The following is a 15,441-nucleotide window of genomic DNA, read 5'->3' as shown; positions in this document are numbered from 1 at the left end:
GAGTCGGCATGGACTTCACCTACGACGACGAGCAGCAGGCCCTGCGCGAGGCCGTGCGCGGCCTGCTCCGGGCGGCGTACGCCGACCACGAGGCGCGGCGCCGCACGGTGGCCTCCGACGAGGGCTTCGACCGCGCCCTGTGGGGCCGGCTCGCCGAGATGGGCGTCCTCGGGCTGCCGTTCAGCGAGGCCGACGGCGGCGTCGGCGCCGGTCCCGTCGAGATCGGCATCGTCTGCCAGGAGCTCGGCCGGGTGCTCGCCCCCGAGCCCTACCTCGCGAGCGTCGTGCACGCCGGCGGCCTGGTCGCGGCGGTCGGGACCGCCGAGCAGAAGGCCGACCTGCTGGGCGGGCTGAGCGCCGGCGAGATCGTGCTGGCCGCGGCCGACACCTCCCCCGGCGGCCGCTGGGCCTCGCGCGCGGACGGCGTACGCGCTTCCGTCTCCGGCGACACGTGGACCCTCGACGGCGTGGCCGACCCCGTGGTGGGCGGCGGGTCCGCCGACCACCTCGTGGTGACGGCCGCCCTGCCCGACTCCGGGACGGGTGTCTTCGTGGTGGCGACCGACGCCGTCGAGCGCACCGGCTATGCCACCGCCGACCTCACCCGGGCCGCGTCGGTGCGCTTCGACGCCAGCGCGGCCACGCCGCTCGGCGAGCCGGGTCGCGACCGCGCCGCCAGCATCGCCACGATCAGCGACCTGACCCGGATCATGGGCGCCAACCAGGCGCTCGGCGTGATGCAGAGCCAGGTCCGTGCGACCACCGACTACCTCAAGAGCCGCAAGCAGTTCGGCGTCACGCTCAACACCTTCCAGGCGCTGACCTTCCGGGCGGCCGACATGTACGTCTCGCTCCAGCTCGCCGAGAGCATGGTCGACTGGGCGACGATGACGATCGCGGGCGGCGACGCGGACGCCGTGGCCGACGCGGCCGACCGGGTGGGGCTCCTCGTCAGCCGGACCGGGCGACACATCGGGCAGGAGGCGATCCAGCTGCACGGCGGCATCGGCATGACCGCCGAGTACGCCGTCGGCGTCGGCACCGCGCACCTCGAGGTGCTCGACCAGTGGCTCGGCAACGCCCCGCACCACCTGGGACGGTTGTCCGAGCGGGTCACCGACCACGGCCGGGTCGAGGTGCTGTCGTGAGGGGGCTCTGATGGACCTCTCGCTGTCGGAGGACCAGCGGGCCTTCCGCGACCTCGCCCGCGACTTCCTCGAGCGCGAGGCCGTGCCTCACCGCATGCAGTGGGACCACGACGAGTCCGTCGACCTCGCGATCGTGCCCAGGATGGCCGAGCTCGGCTTCTTCGGCCTCACCATCCCGGAGGAGTACGGCGGCGTCGGCGGTGACTACGTGACGTACTCGCTCGCCATGGAGGAGCTCGGCCGGGCCGACTCGGCGCTGCGCGGGATCGTGTCGGTCAGCAGCGGCCTGGTCGGCAAGTCGATCCTCTTCCACGGCACCGAGGACCAGAAGCAGGAGTGGCTGCCGCAGCTCGCGGCCGCCACGAAGCTCGGCTGCTTCGGCCTGACCGAGCCCGACACCGGTTCCGACGCGGGCAACCTCACCTCGCGCGCCACCCGTGACGGGTCGGACTGGGTCATCAACGGCCAGAAGCTCTTCATCACCAACGGCACGTGGGCCGACGTGGCCCTCGTGTTCGCCCGCACCAGCGACGACGGGCCCCGTGGCGTCACCGCGTTCCTGGTGCCCACCGACACGACCGGGTTCGAGGCCCGCGAGGTCACGGGCAAGCTCGGGCTGCGCGGCCAGGCGACCGCCGAGCTGTTCCTGCACGACGCACGCGTCCCGGACTCGGCCCGGCTCGGCGAGGTCGGCCAGGGCTTCAAGATCGCGATGGGCACCCTCGACAAGGGCCGCCTCGCCGTCGCCTCGGGGTGCGTGGGGATCATCCAGGGCTGCCTGGAGGCGTCGGTGGCCTACGCGACCCAGCGCCGTCAGTTCGGCCGGCCGATCGCGGCCTTCCAGCTGGTGCAGGACCTCATCGCCGACATCTCGGTCGACGCCGACGCCGCCCGGCTCCTGGCGTGGCGCTGCGCCGACCTGATCGACCGCGGTGAGCCCTACGGCGTGGCCGCGTCGAAGGCCAAGCTCTTCGCCTCCGAGGCAGCGGTCCGCGCGGCCAACAACGCCATCCAGGTGCACGGCGGCGCCGGCTACGTCGACGACTTCCCGGTCGCGAAGTACCTCCGCGACGCGCGCGTGATGACCCTCTACGAGGGCACCTCGCAGATCCAGAAGCTGCTGATCGGGCGCGCCGAGACGGGCGTCAACGCCTTCACCTGACACACCACGCACCACATCTGCAGGCGCGGTCAGACCTGATGCGACACGGGGTGTGTCACCACCGCGTCGACCAGCCCGCAGGAGTCGGTCGCGTCTGTGTCACCACGGAGCCGCAGCTCGTCAGGCGAGCCGCTTCTGGAAGTCCCCGAGCCGCGCGACCGGGCGGAAGCCCATCACCTCGTTCACCCCGATCATGTGCTCGTTGACCTCGGCGTTGTAGGTCGTCAGGCGGGTGATGTCGGGGCGCTCGCGCTGCAGCAGTCGCAGGTTGGCGACCTTGACCGCGACCCCGAGCCGGTGGCCGCGGTGCTCGCGCCGCACCAGGGTCCCCCACTGGTAGGCGCGACCCGGCTCGTGGACCGTCGTGGCCAGGTCGGAGTAGGCCACGACCTCGCCCGCCGCGGAGAGCGCGACGGTGTTGAACTTCGTGCGCCCCTGCTTCGCCAGGGTGGCCTCGCGCTCGCGCACGACCTCGACGCTCACCACCTCCGGCTCGAGGTCGAGCTCACCCGTGGGCGCCTCGGTCGCGAGGCTGGAGGTGATCTCGGCCCACCCCTGCAGCAGCTCGTCCGGCACCGGTCCCACCCACGACGTGAGGGTGTACGACGCGTGGGCGCGGGCCGCCTCGTCGGCGAGGCGGCCGAGCAGCACCTCGTCCACCGGCAGCCCGAGCTCGCGCTGCACCTCGGCGAGCGCCAGCTCGTAGCCCTGCGCCCGCGCGAACGACGGCCCGGAGGCCCCCTCGCCCGAAGAGCCGTACGACGACGCCCACCCGACGAGCCCGGTGACGATGCGCCGGCCGCGCGCACGTGCCGCGGCCTCGAGCGTGGCGAGCATCGCCGTGCCCAGGCCGCTCCGGCGCCTCTCGGGCAGGACGTGCACCGCGACCTCGGCCAGCTCGGTGTTGTCGAGCAGCGGCGTGCGCATCCACCCGGCCACCGCGACCTCGCCGTCGACGCGGCCGACCCAGCCACCCGACCAGGCGTGCGTGCTCGACTCCTGCATCAGTGCGCGCAGCTCCTCGACCTGCCACACGGTCGCGGCCGCGGCGAGGTCGTGTCGCTCCGCGGTGGCGTAGACGCTGTGCCACGCATCGAAGGTCTCGTCGTCGTGGGGGTCGAGGGCCTCGACCTCCAGGGTGCCGGTGGGCGTGCTCATCGCGCGCGGCTCACCCGGCCCTCGTCCCACACGGGTCCGTCGGACTCGTAGACCTCACCGTCGGCGCCGTAGACCAGGAACCGGTCGAAGCCGCGGGCGAACCACCGGTCGTGGGTCACCGCGAGCACGGTGCCCTCGAAGGCCTCGAGCCCCGCCTCCAGCGCCTCGGCCGACTGCACGTCGAGGTTGTCGGTGGGCTCGTCGAGCAGCAGCAGCGTTGCCCCGGAGAGCTCGAGCAGCAGGATCTGGAAGCGGGCCTGCTGGCCCCCGCTGAGGGACTCGAACCGCTGCTCACCGGCGTGCGCCAGCTCGTAGCGGTCAAGCACCCGGCTCGCCGCCTCGCGTCCCATCCCGGCGCGCCCGTCGGGGGTGCCGTCGCCGCGGTGGAGGATCTCCAGCAGGGTGCGACCGAGCAGCTCGGGGTGCTCGTGGGTCTGCACGAACCAGCCCGGTCGCACGCGGGCGCCCAGCTTGGCGTTGCCGGTGTGGAGGACGGGCGCGGGCGGGTCGCCGACCGGCCGGTGCTCGATGTCGGGGTCGCTGCCGCCGGCGGCCAGGAGGCGCAGGAAGTGCGACTTGCCGGAGCCGTTGGACCCGAGGACCGCCACCCGCTCGCCGTACCAGACCTCGAGGTCGAACGGCTTCATCAGGTTGGTCAGCTCGAGGTCGGTGCACACCACCGCACGCTTGCCCGTACGCCCGCCCTTGAGCCGCATCTTCACCTGCTGCTCGCGGGGCTGCTCGGTCGGTGGCCCGGCGTCCTCGAACTTCTTGAGCCGCGTCTGTGCGGCGCGGTACTGCGAGGACATGCCGTCGTTGTACTCCGCCTTGATCTTCAGACGGAGCACGAGCGCCTTGATCTTGGCGTGCTCCTCGTCCCAGCGCCGTCGCATCTCCTCGAACCGCTCGAAGCGGTCGCTGCGGGCCTCGTGGTAGCTGGCGAAGCCGCCGGGGTGGGTCCACACGAGGTTGCCGGCACTCCCGAGCTCGACCGTCACGATGCGGGTCGCGGTGTTGGCGAGCAGCTCCCGGTCGTGGCTGATGAAGAGGATGGTCTTGGCCGAGTCGCGGATCCTCTCCTCGAGCCACATCTTGCCGGGGACGTCGAGGTAGTTGTCCGGCTCGTCGAGCAGCAGCACCTGGTCGGGCCCGCGCAGGAGGTACTCCAGCACCAGCCGTTTCTGCTCTCCTCCTGACAGCGTGGACAGCAGCCGGTGACGCGCCCGGTCGAACGGCAGGCCCATCGAGGAGGTGGTGCACACGTCCCAGGTGACCTCGATGTCGTAGCCGCCGGCGTCGGCGTACTCCCCCAGCGCCGTGGCGTAGGCCATCTGGGTCTTCTCGTCGTCGACGTCCATCAGCGCGAGCTCGCACTCGTCCACGTGCGCCGCGGCACGCCGCATCCGCTCGGGCGCGACGGAGAGCAGCAGGTCGTGCACCGTCTCGTCGCCGCCGCCGTGCCCCACGAACTGGCGCATCACGCCCAGCCCGCCCGAGCGGGTCACGACCCCGGCGTGCGGGGTCAGGTCACCGGTGACGATGCGCAGCAGCGTGGTCTTCCCGGCCCCGTTGGCGCCGACGAGGGCGACCTTCTGGCCGTCGCCGACGCGGAAGCTGACGTCGTCGAGCAGCACCCGGCCGTCCGGCAGCTCGTAGCGCACTCCAGCGACGTCGACGTGTCCCACAGGAGAGGATTCTCCCCTGCCCGAGGCACACCCGTCACCCGATTTCACGCCGCCTACGCTGAGGGGATGGACGACGACAGGACCATGCGGGAGCGGATGCTGGCCGGCGACCTCTACATCGCCGACGACCCACAGCTGGGCGAGGAGTCGCGGCGCGCGCTCGGGCTCGCGCACCGCATCAACACGACCGACCCGACCGACGCCGACGCGATCCGGGCGCTCTTCGGCGAGCTCCTCGGCCTCTACGGCGAGGGCGCGGAGATCCGGCCGCCGTTCCGGTGCGACTACGGCTACCAGACCTCGTTCGGCGCCCGCTCGTTCGCCAACTTCGGCCTGGTGGTCCTCGACGTGGCCCGGGTGACGATCGGCGAGGACGTGCAGATCGGACCGAACGTGCAGCTCCTCACCGCGACCCACCCGCTCGAGCCGGGCCCGCGTCGTGACAAGTGGGAGGCGGCCGAGCCGATCACGATCGGCGACAACGTGTGGCTCGGCGGCGGGGTCATCGTCTGCCCCGGCGTCACCATCGGGGCCGACACGGTGGTCGGAGCCGGCTCGGTGGTCACGAAGGACCTCCCCGCCGGTGTCGTCGCGGTCGGCTCTCCGGCGCGCGTCGTACGCGAGCTCTGAGAACAGGCCGCGCTCCGGCGATCAGTGCGTCAGAGACGCTCGGCGACCCTCCGCGCGGCCACCTGCAGGACCTCCCACGCCGTGGCGAAGGGCGGGGCGTAGGCCAGGTCCATCCAGGCCAGGTCGTCCACCGTGCCGCCGGCCCAGAGGACCGCGGCGGCCGCGTCGATCCGCTTGCCGGCCCCGTGGCCACCGACGACCTGCACGCCGAGCAGCCGGCGGGTGGTCCGGTCGGCCATCACCCACAGCGCGATCGGCTCCGCCTCGGGCATGTAGCCGCTGGCGGTCCTGCCCTCGGTGACCAGCGCCACCGGGTCGTGGCCGGCGGCCTCGGCGTCCTTGCGCGAGAGGCCGGTGCGGGCCATCTCGAGGTGGACCTCGCCCACGGAGAAGCGGGTGATCGCCGTGTCGACCATCCCGTCGAAGGACAGCGTGCCCCCGGCCAGGCTGTCGCCGAGCGCGCGCCCGTGCTTGTTGGCGTAGGTCCCGAGCGGGCGGAACACCCACTGGTCGTCGAGCCTGCGGCGCACCTCGCAGCAGTCGCCCGCGGACCACACGTGCTCCGCCACCCGGCCGTGCGGGTCGGGTCGCAGCGCGCCGCCCTCGGTCAGCTCGATGCCGGTGCCCTCCAGGAAGGCGGTCGCGGGGCGTACGCCGATCGCGACCACGACCAGGTCGGCCTCCCGGGTGCCGCCGTCCCATCGCACGCCGGTCACGCGGTCGCCGTCGAGCACGAGGCCGGTGACCTCCACGCCGAGCACCACCTCGGCGCCGGCGTCGCAGAGGGCGACGTTGACCAGGTCGGACATCTCGTCCTCGAGCATCGACATGCCACGGCCGCGGGTGAGGACGGTGACGCCGAAGCCCTGGCGCAGCGCGGCCTCGGCCACCTCGACCCCGATGTAGCCCGCCCCCACGATGACCACGTGGGCGCCGTCGCCCGCCGCGGCGAGGCGGTCGGCCCAGGCGGCGCCGTCGTCCAGCGTCTTGACCGTGCCCACCCCGTCGTACGTCGTCCCGTCGGGTCGCAGCGCCCAGTCCGGGACGACGGCCGGGGCGCCGGTCGCCACGACGAGCTCGTCGAACTCGACGACCTCACCCGTGTCGGTGGTGACGGTGCGCGCCTCGAGGTCGGTGGACACCACCTCGACCCCCATCCGCAGGTCGATGCCGGCTTCACGGTGCTGCCCGGCCGTGCGGGCGACGAGGTCGTCGCCCGACCCGACGTCGCCGGCCATCCAGTAGGGGATGCCGCAGGCGCTGTAGGACGTGTGGGTGCCCTTGTCGAGCACCGTGACCTCGAGCTCGCGACCCGTGCGCCGGGCGGTGCGCAGGGCCTGGTGCGCGGACGACATCCCCGCGGCGTCGGCCCCGACCACGACGACGCGGGTGGGACCGGTCATTCCTCGGTCTGCTTCGCCCAGAGGTTGATGCCCGACTCCACGGCGTAGCGGTCGATCTCGGCGAGCTCGTCCTCGGTCAACGGCGGCGCCTCGAGCGCGTCGAGGTTGGTGTCGAGCTGCGCCACGCTGGAGGCGCCGATCACCGCGCTCGTGATGCGGTCGTCGCGCAGCACCCACTGCAGGGCGAGCTGGGCGAGCTTCTGCCCGCGAGCCTCCGCGATCTGGTTGAGTCCGCGCACCCGCGCGAGGACGTCGTCGTCGAGCCCGGTCATCGTGGAGTCCTCGCGCGCCGCCCGCGAGTCCGCGGGGACGCCGTCGAGGTAGCGGTCGGTCAGCAGGCCCTGGGCGAGGGCGGTGAAGACGATGCACCCCATCCCCTGCTCCTCGAGCTCGTCGAGCAGGCTCTGCCCGCCGTCTGCCGGCGCCTCGATCCAGCGGTTGAGCATCGAGTAGGACGGCTGGTGGATCAGCAGCGGCGTGCCGAGGTCGCGGGCGATCGTGGCCGCCTCCCGGGTCTTCGCCGCGGAGTACGACGAGATGCCGGCGTAGAGCGCGCGCCCGGACCGCACCGCGGTGTCGAGCGCCATCATCGTCTCCTCGACCGGCGTCTCGGGGTCGAAGCGGTGGCTGTAGAAGATGTCGACGTAGTCGAGCCCGAGGCGCGCGAGCGACTGGTCGAGCGAGGCGAGGACGTACTTCCGCGAGCCGCCGCCCTGGCCGTAGGGGCCGGGCCACATGTCCCAGCCAGCCTTGGTCGAGATGACCAGCTCGTCGCGGTAGGGCATGAAGTCGTCCCGGAGGTAGCGGCCGAAGTTCTCCTCCGCGCGGCCGTAGGGCGGGCCGTAGTTGTTGGCGAGGTCGAAGTGGGTGACCCCTCGGTCGAACGCGCGGCGCAGGATCGCGCGCTGGGTCTCCTCCGGCCGGTCCGTGCCGAAGTTCTGCCACAGCCCCAGTGAGAGAGCCGGGAGCTTGAGCCCGCTCCGTCCGGTGAAGCGGTAACGCATGCCGGTGGAGTCGTCGTACCTGTCCTGGGCTGCTTCGTAGGCCATGGGCCCCATCCTGCCCGGTCCCGGGTCGGGACCACCTCTGGGCCAGACCGGGGGCATTCGGCGATGGAGGAACCCGGCGCACCGGCGTTCACTGGAATCATGGCTCCCTCGTTGCGTGGCACGGCCCTGCGGCTGGCCGTCTCGTCCGCCCGGCGGGTGCCGGCGAGCGTCCGCTTCCCGCTGCAACGCGACGGGGTCCAGCCGGTGGCCGGGCTCGAGGCCAGCCGCGACCGCGGTGACGTCGTCCAGCTCGCTAGGCTGCTCGGCACCCGCTTCTGGCTGGTCACCGGCTACGACGTCGCCCGCACCGTGCTGGCCGACTCGGACGGCTTCGCCAACGACGTGCGCCACCTCATCGGACGCCAGGACCGCGCGCCGGCCGAGCGGATCGGCGGCCTCGGCATGACCGACCCGCCCGACCACGACCGGCTGCGGCACGTGCTGACGCCGTACTTCACCAGGCGCCGCCTCGCCGACCTCCAGCCCGACGTCGACCGCGTGGTGGCGGAGGCGCTGGACGACATGGCGGCGCACGGCCCCGTGGTCGACCTCGTCGAGAGGTTCGGCTTCGCGGTGCCCTTCGGCGTGATCTGCGACCTGCTCGGGATGCCGGCCCTGGACCGCGCGGAGTTCCGGCGCCACGGCGCTGCGCGCTTCGACCTCCGCGACGCCGGCGGGCGGATCTTCGACACCGCCGCCGGCACCCGGCGGCTCCTCATCGACCTCGTCGCGACCGAGCGCCGCACGCCCTACCTGCCCGCCGGCCTCCTGTCCCGGATGGTGGCCGAGCACGGCCGTGACCTCGACGACGTGGAGCTCGGCGGCCTCGCCGACGGGATCTTCCTGGGCGGCTACGAGACCAGCGCCAGCATGCTGTCCCTCGGCACGTGGCTCCTGCTCCAGCACCCGGCCTCGTGGGAGGCGCTCCGCCGCGGCGAACGCGCCGAGGTCGACCGCGTGGTGGAGGAGCTGCTGCGGTTCGTGTGCCCCGTGCAGGTCGCGTTCCCCCGCATCGCCCGCCGCGACGTGCGCGTCGGCGATCACACGGTGCGGGCCGGCGACGTGGTCGTGGTGTCGCTGACCGCTGCCGGACGCGACCCGGCTCGCCACGTCGACCCCTCCCACTTCGACCCGACCGCGGCATCGGCCGGCACGCTCGCCTTCGGCCACGGGCTGCACCGCTGCGTCGGGGCGGAGCTCGCCCGGATGGAGCTGCGGACCGCGCTGGTCGCCCTGTCCCGCCGCTTCCCCGACCTCGCCCTGGCGTGCGAGCCGGACGACCTGCGGTTCACCGAGCTGGCGATCGTCCACGGCGTCGAGAGCCTGCCCGTCCGGCTGGGGTGACCCCTCCGACATCGTGTGGCCCGGCGACGTGCCCGCGCGGTTGAATCTCCGCCATGGAGACCCTCGAGCAGCGCTGGCGCGACCCCGCGTTCGTGGCGGACGTGCACGCCTGGATCGACGGGCGGCTCGCGGCGCTCGGCCGGCCCCGCACCGGGGAGGTCGAGCAGCCGCACGTCACGGACTGGTCGACGGTCATGCGGGTGCCCACCGGGTCCGGACCGGTGTGGTTCAAGGCCAACGACGAGGCGATGGCGCACGAGGCTGCCGTGCTCGAGCTGGTGGCGTCGCGCTCCGGCGGCCGGGTGCCGCCGCCGCTCGCCCGAGACCCCCGCACGGGCTGGATGCTGCTCGCGGACGCCGGCCCCCGGCTGCGCGACGTCATTGCCGAGGAGGGCACCCTCACGCGGTGGCACGACGTGCTCGAGGCCTACGCCCGCATCCAGCTCGCCTGCGAGGACGACGTCGAGACCCTGCTCGCGCTCGGCCTGCCCGACCGCCGCCTGCCCACGCTGCCCGGGGCGTACGCCGCCCTCCTGGCCGGCCTCGGCGACGTCGACCCGCGGCTCCCCGGGCCGGAGGCCGTCGAGGAGCTCTGCGACGCGCTGGCGGCGTACGGCATCAGGGAGACCGTGCAGCACGACGACCTCCACGACGGCCAGGTCTTCCTCGGCGCCGGCGTGCACCAGGTCCTCGACTGGGGCGACGCGTGCGTCTCGCACCCGTTCTTCACCCTCGCTGTGACGCTCGAGGGCGTCATCGCGTGGGGCGTCCACGACGAGGAGGACTCCGAGGACCTCGAACCGCACCTCGCCGCCTACCTCGCGCCCTACGAGGCGGCGTACGCCGGCGACCTCCGCGAGGCAGCCCGGCTGGCGATGCGCCTGGGCTGGGTGTGCCGCGCGGTCAACGGTGCGCTGCCGCAGGACCCGGAGCGCACCCACGTGCGGCTGCGGATGTTCCTCGACGGCAAGCCCTAGGCGAGGGCCTCGAGGACCTCGCCCAGCAGCCTCCGCGTGGCGTCGTACGCGCTGGGCTGCTCGCTCGCCCGAGGACCCGCGACGTTGAGCGTGAGGAGCCTGCCCAGCCCGAGGAGCCAGTCGACGACCTCGTCCCCGTCGGTCGAGACCAGGTGGGGGCGCCCCAGGTCGATCGCCGTCGCGACGGTGAGGTCGGTGCCCGGCGAGGTCGTGCCTGCCTGCCTCACGACCAGGGTCGCGTGGCTGTCGCGCACGTTCCACCGGGTGCGGGTGCGAGGGTCCGCGGAGGGCACCTCCACCAACGCCGGGTAGGCGAGCAGCAGGCCGGGCGGGGTCGGGAAGTCCTCCGCCCAGCCGCCGAGCGGGCACCAGCCACCGTGGAGCAGGCCACGGTCGATCGCCTCGTCCAGGGCGGCCCGGTCGGCGCCGGTCTGCCCTCCTGAGACGAGTCGCGCGAGGTGCGTCCGGTCCACGACGACCACCTACGCGCGGCGCGTCTCCAGCACCCGGAAGCCCTTGCTGCTGGCCAGGCGCTCCGTCGGCCAGCCCTGCTCGGTCAGCCAGCGCTGGAGCGAGTCGGCCCCGAGGTTCTTGCCGACGACCATGACCATGCGGCCGCCCGGGGCGAGCCGGGGCAGCCACGTGAGCAGCAGCTCGTGCAGCGCCTCCTTGCCGATCCGGATCGGCGGGTTGGACCAGATCTCGTCGAAGACCTGGTTGCCGGGCACCTGCTCGGGCGTGCACGCGACGAACCGCGAGTCGAGCCCGGCCGCGCGCGCGTTGTCGTTGGCGAGCAGCAGGGCCCGCTCGTTGACGTCGATCCCGATCACGTTGGCCAGCGGCACCGCCTTCGCGATCGCGAGCCCGATGACGCCGTAGCCGCAGCCGAGGTCGAGGAACTGCCCCTGCACCGGCGGCTCGAGCTCGCGGAAGAGCACGGCGGTCGCGTGGTCGAGGTGACCGCGGCTGAAGACCCCAGAGCCGGTGTCGAAGGTGAGCGTGCTGCCCCACAGCTCGGCGGTGAAGCTCTCCCGCTCGAAGGGGACGCTCGGGTCGGCGGAGAAGTAGTGCTCAGGCATCGATCGCCTCTCGTCGGGCACGGGCACGCTCGGACTGGGCGGCCAGCTCGGTGTCGTCGGGGTAGCCGACCTCCTCGAGCGTGAGGCCGTGGGCGTGCACGACGCGCACGCCGGCGTCGCGACGGCGGCCCGCCATCACCTCGGCGGGCCAGGTGGTCGGCCGGCGTCCCTCGCCCACGGCGATCAGGCTGCCGACGAGGGCGCGGACCATGTTGTGGCAGAACGCGTCCGCGCGGACCGACCCGACGACCAGGCCGGCCGCGTCGCGGGTCCAGGCCAGCTCGAGCAGGGTCCGCACGGTGGTGGCGCCCTCGCGCTGCTTGCAGAAGGCGGCGAAGTCGCGCAGTCCCACCAGAGGCGCGGAGGCCTCGTTCATCGCATCGAGGTCGAGGCGACGCCCCCACGTGAGGACGTGGCTGCGCACCAGCGGGTCGGCGAGCTCCTGGGCGTCGACGATCCGGTAGGCGTAGCGGCGCCAGATCGCCGAGAAGCGGGCATCGAACCCCTCGGGCGCCTCGCTCACCCGTCGTACGCGCAGGTCGGACGGCAGGATCCCGTCGACCCGGCGGGCGAGGGCGTCCAGCGGCGGGTCGGTCGAGCGCCCTGCCGACGCCACCACCACCTCGGGGTCGACGTCGAGGTGGGCCACCTGGCCGCGCGCGTGCACCCCCGCGTCGGTGCGCCCGGCGACCGTGACGCGCACCTGCGGGACCCGCAACGCGGTGGCCAGCGCCGCCTCCAGCGTGCCCTGCACGGTCCGCAGGCCCGGCTGGGCCGCCCACCCGGAGAAGTCGGTGCCGTCATAGGCACAGTCGATCCGCAGGCGCACGCAGCGATCCTAGGCCGCGCGCCCGCGGACGCCGGAGCCGCCGCGGCTTGTTCAACCAAAGGGTTGACAACGCGCGCGTCTGATCCTACTTTTATTCAACCGATCAGTTGAAGAAGGTGCTCCGTGACCGACCAGCTCTCCCGCGTCTTCGCCGCCCTCGCCGACCCGACCCGACGCGACATGGTGGCCCGCCTCACCGAGGCGGACCACACGGTGAGCGACCTCGCCGCCCCGTACGACGTCAGCCTGCAGGCCGTCTCCAAGCACCTCAAGGTGCTCGAGGACGCCGGCCTCGTGAGCCGCACCCGGGAGGCCCAGCGGCGGCCGGTGCACCTGGAAGCCGAGGTGTTCGACCTGATGACCAGATGGATCGAGCGCTACCGCCGCCAGGCCGAGGACCGCTACTCGCGCCTCGACGCCGTGCTCGCACGGATGCAGGACGACGACAGCACGGGCACGAGCCCTACCCACCCGCAGGAAGGAACAGCATCATGACCACCATGCAGTCCCCCGACACCACCCGCTACCCGGAGGCCGCGATCGAGGCCGACGAGGAGGTCCCCGCCATCCACATCTGGCGCGACTTCCACGCCACCCCGGCGCAGCTGTTCCGGGCGCACACCGACCCCGAGGTCTTCGCCCAGTGGATCGGCCCGACCGACATCGGCGCCGACATCACGCACTGGGACGCCCGCGACGGCGGCAGCTGGAGCTACACCGCCCGCGGCAGCGACGGGCGCGAGGACTTCGAGACGTCCTTCCACGGCTGCTTCCACACGGTGCGCGAGGACCGCATCGTGCAGACCTTCACCTGGGACGGCATGCCCGACGGAGTCGCCCTGGAGACGGTGACCTTCGAGGACCTCGGCGACGGGCGCACCCGGCTGCACGCCGTCAGCCTGTGCGACTCCTTCGAGGACCGTGACGCCTGGCTGCGCAGCGGCATGGAGACCGGCGTCAACGAGGGCTACGCGACCCTCGACGGCCTCCTCGCGGACGGCACCCTCTGATGGCGCTTCCGGAGACCCCGGCCGGCCGCCACGCTGTCGTCGCCGGGGACTTCGGCCGGCTGGTCGCGCACACGCCCGACTGGTCGGCGCCCTCCCCGGTCGACGGCTGGACCGCCCGCGACGTGGTCAGCCACCTCGTCGACTGGTTCCCCGGCTTCCTGGCCGCCGGCGGCATCACGCTGCCGGCAGGTCCCCCGGTGGCGCAGGACCCGCAGGCGGCGTGGCAGCACCAGGCCGACGCCGTACAGGCGCTGGTGGAGCAGCGCGGCGAGGAGTCGTTCACGCACCCCTACGCCGGCACCCACCGCCTCGCCGACGCGGTCGACCGGTTCTACACCGCGGACGTCTTCATGCACTCCTGGGACCTCGCCCGGGCCGGCGGCCAGGACCCCGCCCTCGACGAGGACCAGGCCGCGACGATGCTGGCCGGCATGCAGCCCATCGAGGCGATGCTCCGCGACTCCGGGCAGTACGGTCCCGCCGTCCCGGTGCCCGACGACGCCCCGGCCGTCGACCGGCTGATGGGCTTCGTCGGCCGCGACCCGGCATGGCGGCCCGCCGAGGGTGGCACCCGATGAGCACCGTGGTGCTGCACAACGTGGTGTCCCTCGACGGGTTCGTGGCCGACCTGCACGACGACCCGGGCCCCCTCTTCGACTGGTACTTCAACGGCGACCAGCCCCTCACAGCACAGGAGATGGACGACCCGGCACCGGGCGGCCTGCGGGTGTCGCCGACGTCCTACGCCTACGTACGGCCGATGTGGGACGCCATCGGCTGCACGGTGATCGGCCGCCACCTCTTCGACATCACCAACGGCTGGGAGGGCCGGCCGCCGGCCGGTGACCACGTGGTCGTCGTCTCCCACCGGCTGAAGCCCGCGGGTTGGCACCCGGAGGCGTCGTACCACTTCGTCGACGACGTGACTGCCGCGATCTCCACCGCGCGGGAGCTGGCCGGCGACCGGGTGGTTGCCGTGGCGGCGGGCGACGTCGGCGGCCAGGCACTCGCCCTCGGCCTCGTGGACGAGGTGGCCATGGACGTCGCGCCCGTGGTGCTCGGCACCGGCAAGCGCTTCTTCGGGCCCGTCGACACCGCGCACCTGCTCGAGGACCCGCACGTCGTCATCCAGGGCGACCGCGTCCTCCACCTGCGCTTCAAGGTGCGGCGCTGACCCGACATCCTGCCCGTCGCGCTCGCCGCGTCCTGACCTGACGAGAGTCACGAAAGGCCCGCCACCCCAGCAGGGTGACGGGCCTCGTGATGACGCGTGGATCAGGCCTTGGGCTCGTCCTCGGCGTCGGCAGCCTCAGCGGCGGCCTCGTGCTCGGCGGCGGCAGCCTCGAGCTCCTCAGCAGCGGCCTCGTGCTCCTCAGCAGCGGCCTCGTGGGCCTCGGCAGCGGCCTCGTGCTCCTCGGCAGCGGTCGTCGCCTCGGTCTCCTCGACCTCGGTCTCCGCGGCAGCCGGCGCAGGAGCGGCAGCGGCCTCGGTCTTCTTGGTCGAGGGCGCCTTGGGGCTGTAGGCCTCGGTCACCAGCTCGATGACCGCCATGGGGGCGTTGTCGCCCTTGCGGGGGCCGACCTTGGTGATGCGGGTGTAGCCACCGGGACGCTCCGAGAAGGTCGGCGCGATCTCCGTGAACAGGGTGTGCACGACCGACTTGTCGCGGATGGTCTTGAGGACCTCGCGACGGTTGTGCAGGTCGCCCCGCTTGGCCTTGGTGATCAGCTTCTCCGCGACCGGGCGCAGCAGGCGCGCACGGGTCTCGGTGGTGGTGATCCGGCCGTGCTCGAACAGGGCGGTCGCCAGGTTCGACAGCATCAGGCGCTGGTGGGCCGGGCTACCGCCGAGGCGGGGGCCCTTCTTGGGCTTGGGCATTGCTCTCTCGATTCTCCCGAGCCGTGTCAGGTACTCGAGTAGATGGGTTGTGGTGGTGCTGAGTGGCGATGGTGCGTGCCTGGCAAGGC

Annotated in this window: 17 protein-coding genes; 9 read left to right on the top strand and 8 right to left on the bottom strand. The window is 73.0% G+C overall.

The features are described 5' to 3' along the window. The first annotated feature begins 8 nt into the window (after positions 1–8). Positions 9–1,148, top strand: a complete 1,140-nt coding sequence (locus ACS3YM_RS02185) for an acyl-CoA dehydrogenase family protein (RefSeq protein ID WP_439938401.1) — start codon at positions 9–11, stop codon at positions 1,146–1,148. A 10-nt stretch (positions 1,149–1,158) separates the two neighbouring features. Next, positions 1,159–2,310 (top strand): acyl-CoA dehydrogenase family protein, encoded by a 1,152-nt coding sequence (locus tag ACS3YM_RS02180; protein ID WP_439938400.1) that lies wholly within the window; start codon positions 1,159–1,161, stop codon positions 2,308–2,310. A 120-nt stretch (positions 2,311–2,430) separates the two neighbouring features. Here ACS3YM_RS02180 and ACS3YM_RS02175 read toward each other — a convergent pair whose 3' ends face one another. Beyond that, positions 2,431–3,468 carry a GNAT family N-acetyltransferase gene (locus ACS3YM_RS02175; RefSeq protein WP_439938399.1) on the bottom strand — a complete coding sequence of 346 codons (1,038 nt, stop codon included), beginning with the start codon at positions 3,466–3,468 and terminating at the stop codon, positions 2,431–2,433. Then, positions 3,465–5,153 (bottom strand): ABC-F family ATP-binding cassette domain-containing protein, encoded by a 1,689-nt coding sequence (locus ACS3YM_RS02170; protein WP_439938398.1) that lies wholly within the window; start codon positions 5,151–5,153, stop codon positions 3,465–3,467. Before ACS3YM_RS02170 ends, ACS3YM_RS02175 begins: the two co-directional genes overlap by 4 nt. Before the next feature lie 66 nt (positions 5,154–5,219). On the opposite strand from ACS3YM_RS02170, the gene ACS3YM_RS02165 reads away from it, so the two are divergent. Continuing rightward, positions 5,220–5,783, top strand: coding sequence for a sugar O-acetyltransferase (locus tag ACS3YM_RS02165; protein ID WP_439938397.1), 564 nt, complete (start codon positions 5,220–5,222; stop codon positions 5,781–5,783). Between the two features lie 29 nt (positions 5,784–5,812). On the opposite strand, the gene ACS3YM_RS02160 is transcribed toward ACS3YM_RS02165, so the two are convergent. Next, the gene (locus tag ACS3YM_RS02160; protein ID WP_439938396.1) at positions 5,813–7,186 is read right to left on the bottom strand and encodes an FAD-dependent oxidoreductase; all 1,374 of its coding nucleotides are present in this window, start codon (positions 7,184–7,186) and stop codon (positions 5,813–5,815) included. After that, positions 7,183–8,244, bottom strand: a complete 1,062-nt coding sequence (mgrA, locus tag ACS3YM_RS02155) for an L-glyceraldehyde 3-phosphate reductase (protein ID WP_439938395.1) — start codon at positions 8,242–8,244, stop codon at positions 7,183–7,185. The genes ACS3YM_RS02160 and mgrA overlap by 4 nt, the downstream gene beginning before the upstream one ends. Before the next feature lie 90 nt (positions 8,245–8,334). Here mgrA and ACS3YM_RS02150 point away from each other — a divergent pair, with 90 nt between their 5' ends. Together ACS3YM_RS02150 and ACS3YM_RS02145 are read left to right on the top strand one after the other, a co-directional pair. Continuing rightward, positions 8,335–9,579, top strand: a complete 1,245-nt coding sequence (locus tag ACS3YM_RS02150; RefSeq protein WP_439938394.1) for a cytochrome P450 — start codon at positions 8,335–8,337, stop codon at positions 9,577–9,579. A 53-nt stretch (positions 9,580–9,632) separates the two neighbouring features. Further along, positions 9,633–10,556 carry a phosphotransferase gene (locus ACS3YM_RS02145; RefSeq protein ID WP_439938393.1) on the top strand — a complete coding sequence of 308 codons (924 nt, stop codon included), beginning with the start codon at positions 9,633–9,635 and terminating at the stop codon, positions 10,554–10,556. On the opposite strand, the gene ACS3YM_RS02140 is transcribed toward ACS3YM_RS02145, so the two are convergent. The 3 genes from ACS3YM_RS02140 to truA are packed head-to-tail and all read right to left on the bottom strand — an operon-like array spanning position 10,553 to position 12,464. Then, positions 10,553–11,029, bottom strand: a complete 477-nt coding sequence (locus ACS3YM_RS02140; RefSeq protein WP_439938392.1) for a YpsA SLOG family protein — start codon at positions 11,027–11,029, stop codon at positions 10,553–10,555. The two genes, ACS3YM_RS02145 and ACS3YM_RS02140, sit on opposite strands and share 4 nt — an antisense overlap. A gap of 9 nt (positions 11,030–11,038) precedes the next feature. Continuing rightward, positions 11,039–11,635 (bottom strand): class I SAM-dependent methyltransferase, encoded by a 597-nt coding sequence (locus ACS3YM_RS02135; RefSeq protein ID WP_439938391.1) that lies wholly within the window; start codon positions 11,633–11,635, stop codon positions 11,039–11,041. Then, the gene (truA, locus tag ACS3YM_RS02130) at positions 11,628–12,464 is read right to left on the bottom strand and encodes a tRNA pseudouridine(38-40) synthase TruA (RefSeq protein WP_439938390.1); all 837 of its coding nucleotides are present in this window, start codon (positions 12,462–12,464) and stop codon (positions 11,628–11,630) included. The genes ACS3YM_RS02135 and truA overlap by 8 nt, the downstream gene beginning before the upstream one ends. Positions 12,465–12,587: 123 nt before the next feature. On the opposite strand from truA, the gene ACS3YM_RS02125 reads away from it, so the two are divergent. From ACS3YM_RS02125 to ACS3YM_RS02110, 4 genes are read left to right on the top strand one after another with little or no spacing between them, the layout of a single operon-like run. After that, positions 12,588–12,959 (top strand): ArsR/SmtB family transcription factor, encoded by a 372-nt coding sequence (locus tag ACS3YM_RS02125; protein WP_439938389.1) that lies wholly within the window; start codon positions 12,588–12,590, stop codon positions 12,957–12,959. Beyond that, on the top strand, positions 12,956–13,474 hold the full coding sequence (locus ACS3YM_RS02120; RefSeq protein WP_439938387.1) for an SRPBCC family protein: 519 nt from the start codon (positions 12,956–12,958) through the stop codon (positions 13,472–13,474). Before ACS3YM_RS02125 ends, ACS3YM_RS02120 begins: the two co-directional genes overlap by 4 nt. Beyond that, positions 13,474–14,052: a TIGR03086 family metal-binding protein gene (locus tag ACS3YM_RS02115; RefSeq protein ID WP_439938386.1), complete on the top strand. Its 579-nt coding sequence runs from the start codon at positions 13,474–13,476 to the stop codon at positions 14,050–14,052. Before ACS3YM_RS02120 ends, ACS3YM_RS02115 begins: the two co-directional genes overlap by 1 nt. Continuing rightward, a complete protein-coding gene (locus ACS3YM_RS02110) occupies positions 14,049–14,648 on the top strand; it encodes a dihydrofolate reductase family protein (RefSeq protein ID WP_439938385.1) in 600 nt (199 codons plus the stop codon). The genes ACS3YM_RS02115 and ACS3YM_RS02110 overlap by 4 nt, the downstream gene beginning before the upstream one ends. A gap of 101 nt (positions 14,649–14,749) precedes the next feature. On the opposite strand, the gene rplQ is transcribed toward ACS3YM_RS02110, so the two are convergent. Continuing rightward, positions 14,750–15,352: a 50S ribosomal protein L17 gene (gene rplQ, locus ACS3YM_RS02105; protein ID WP_439938384.1), complete on the bottom strand. Its 603-nt coding sequence runs from the start codon at positions 15,350–15,352 to the stop codon at positions 14,750–14,752. Positions 15,353–15,441: the final 89 nt, after the last annotated feature.

This window comes from Nocardioides sp. N13(2025) (assembly GCF_051912545.1).
Taxonomy (GTDB): domain Bacteria; phylum Actinomycetota; class Actinomycetes; order Propionibacteriales; family Nocardioidaceae; genus Nocardioides.
This window is presented reverse-complemented; position numbering and strand designations above follow the sequence as displayed.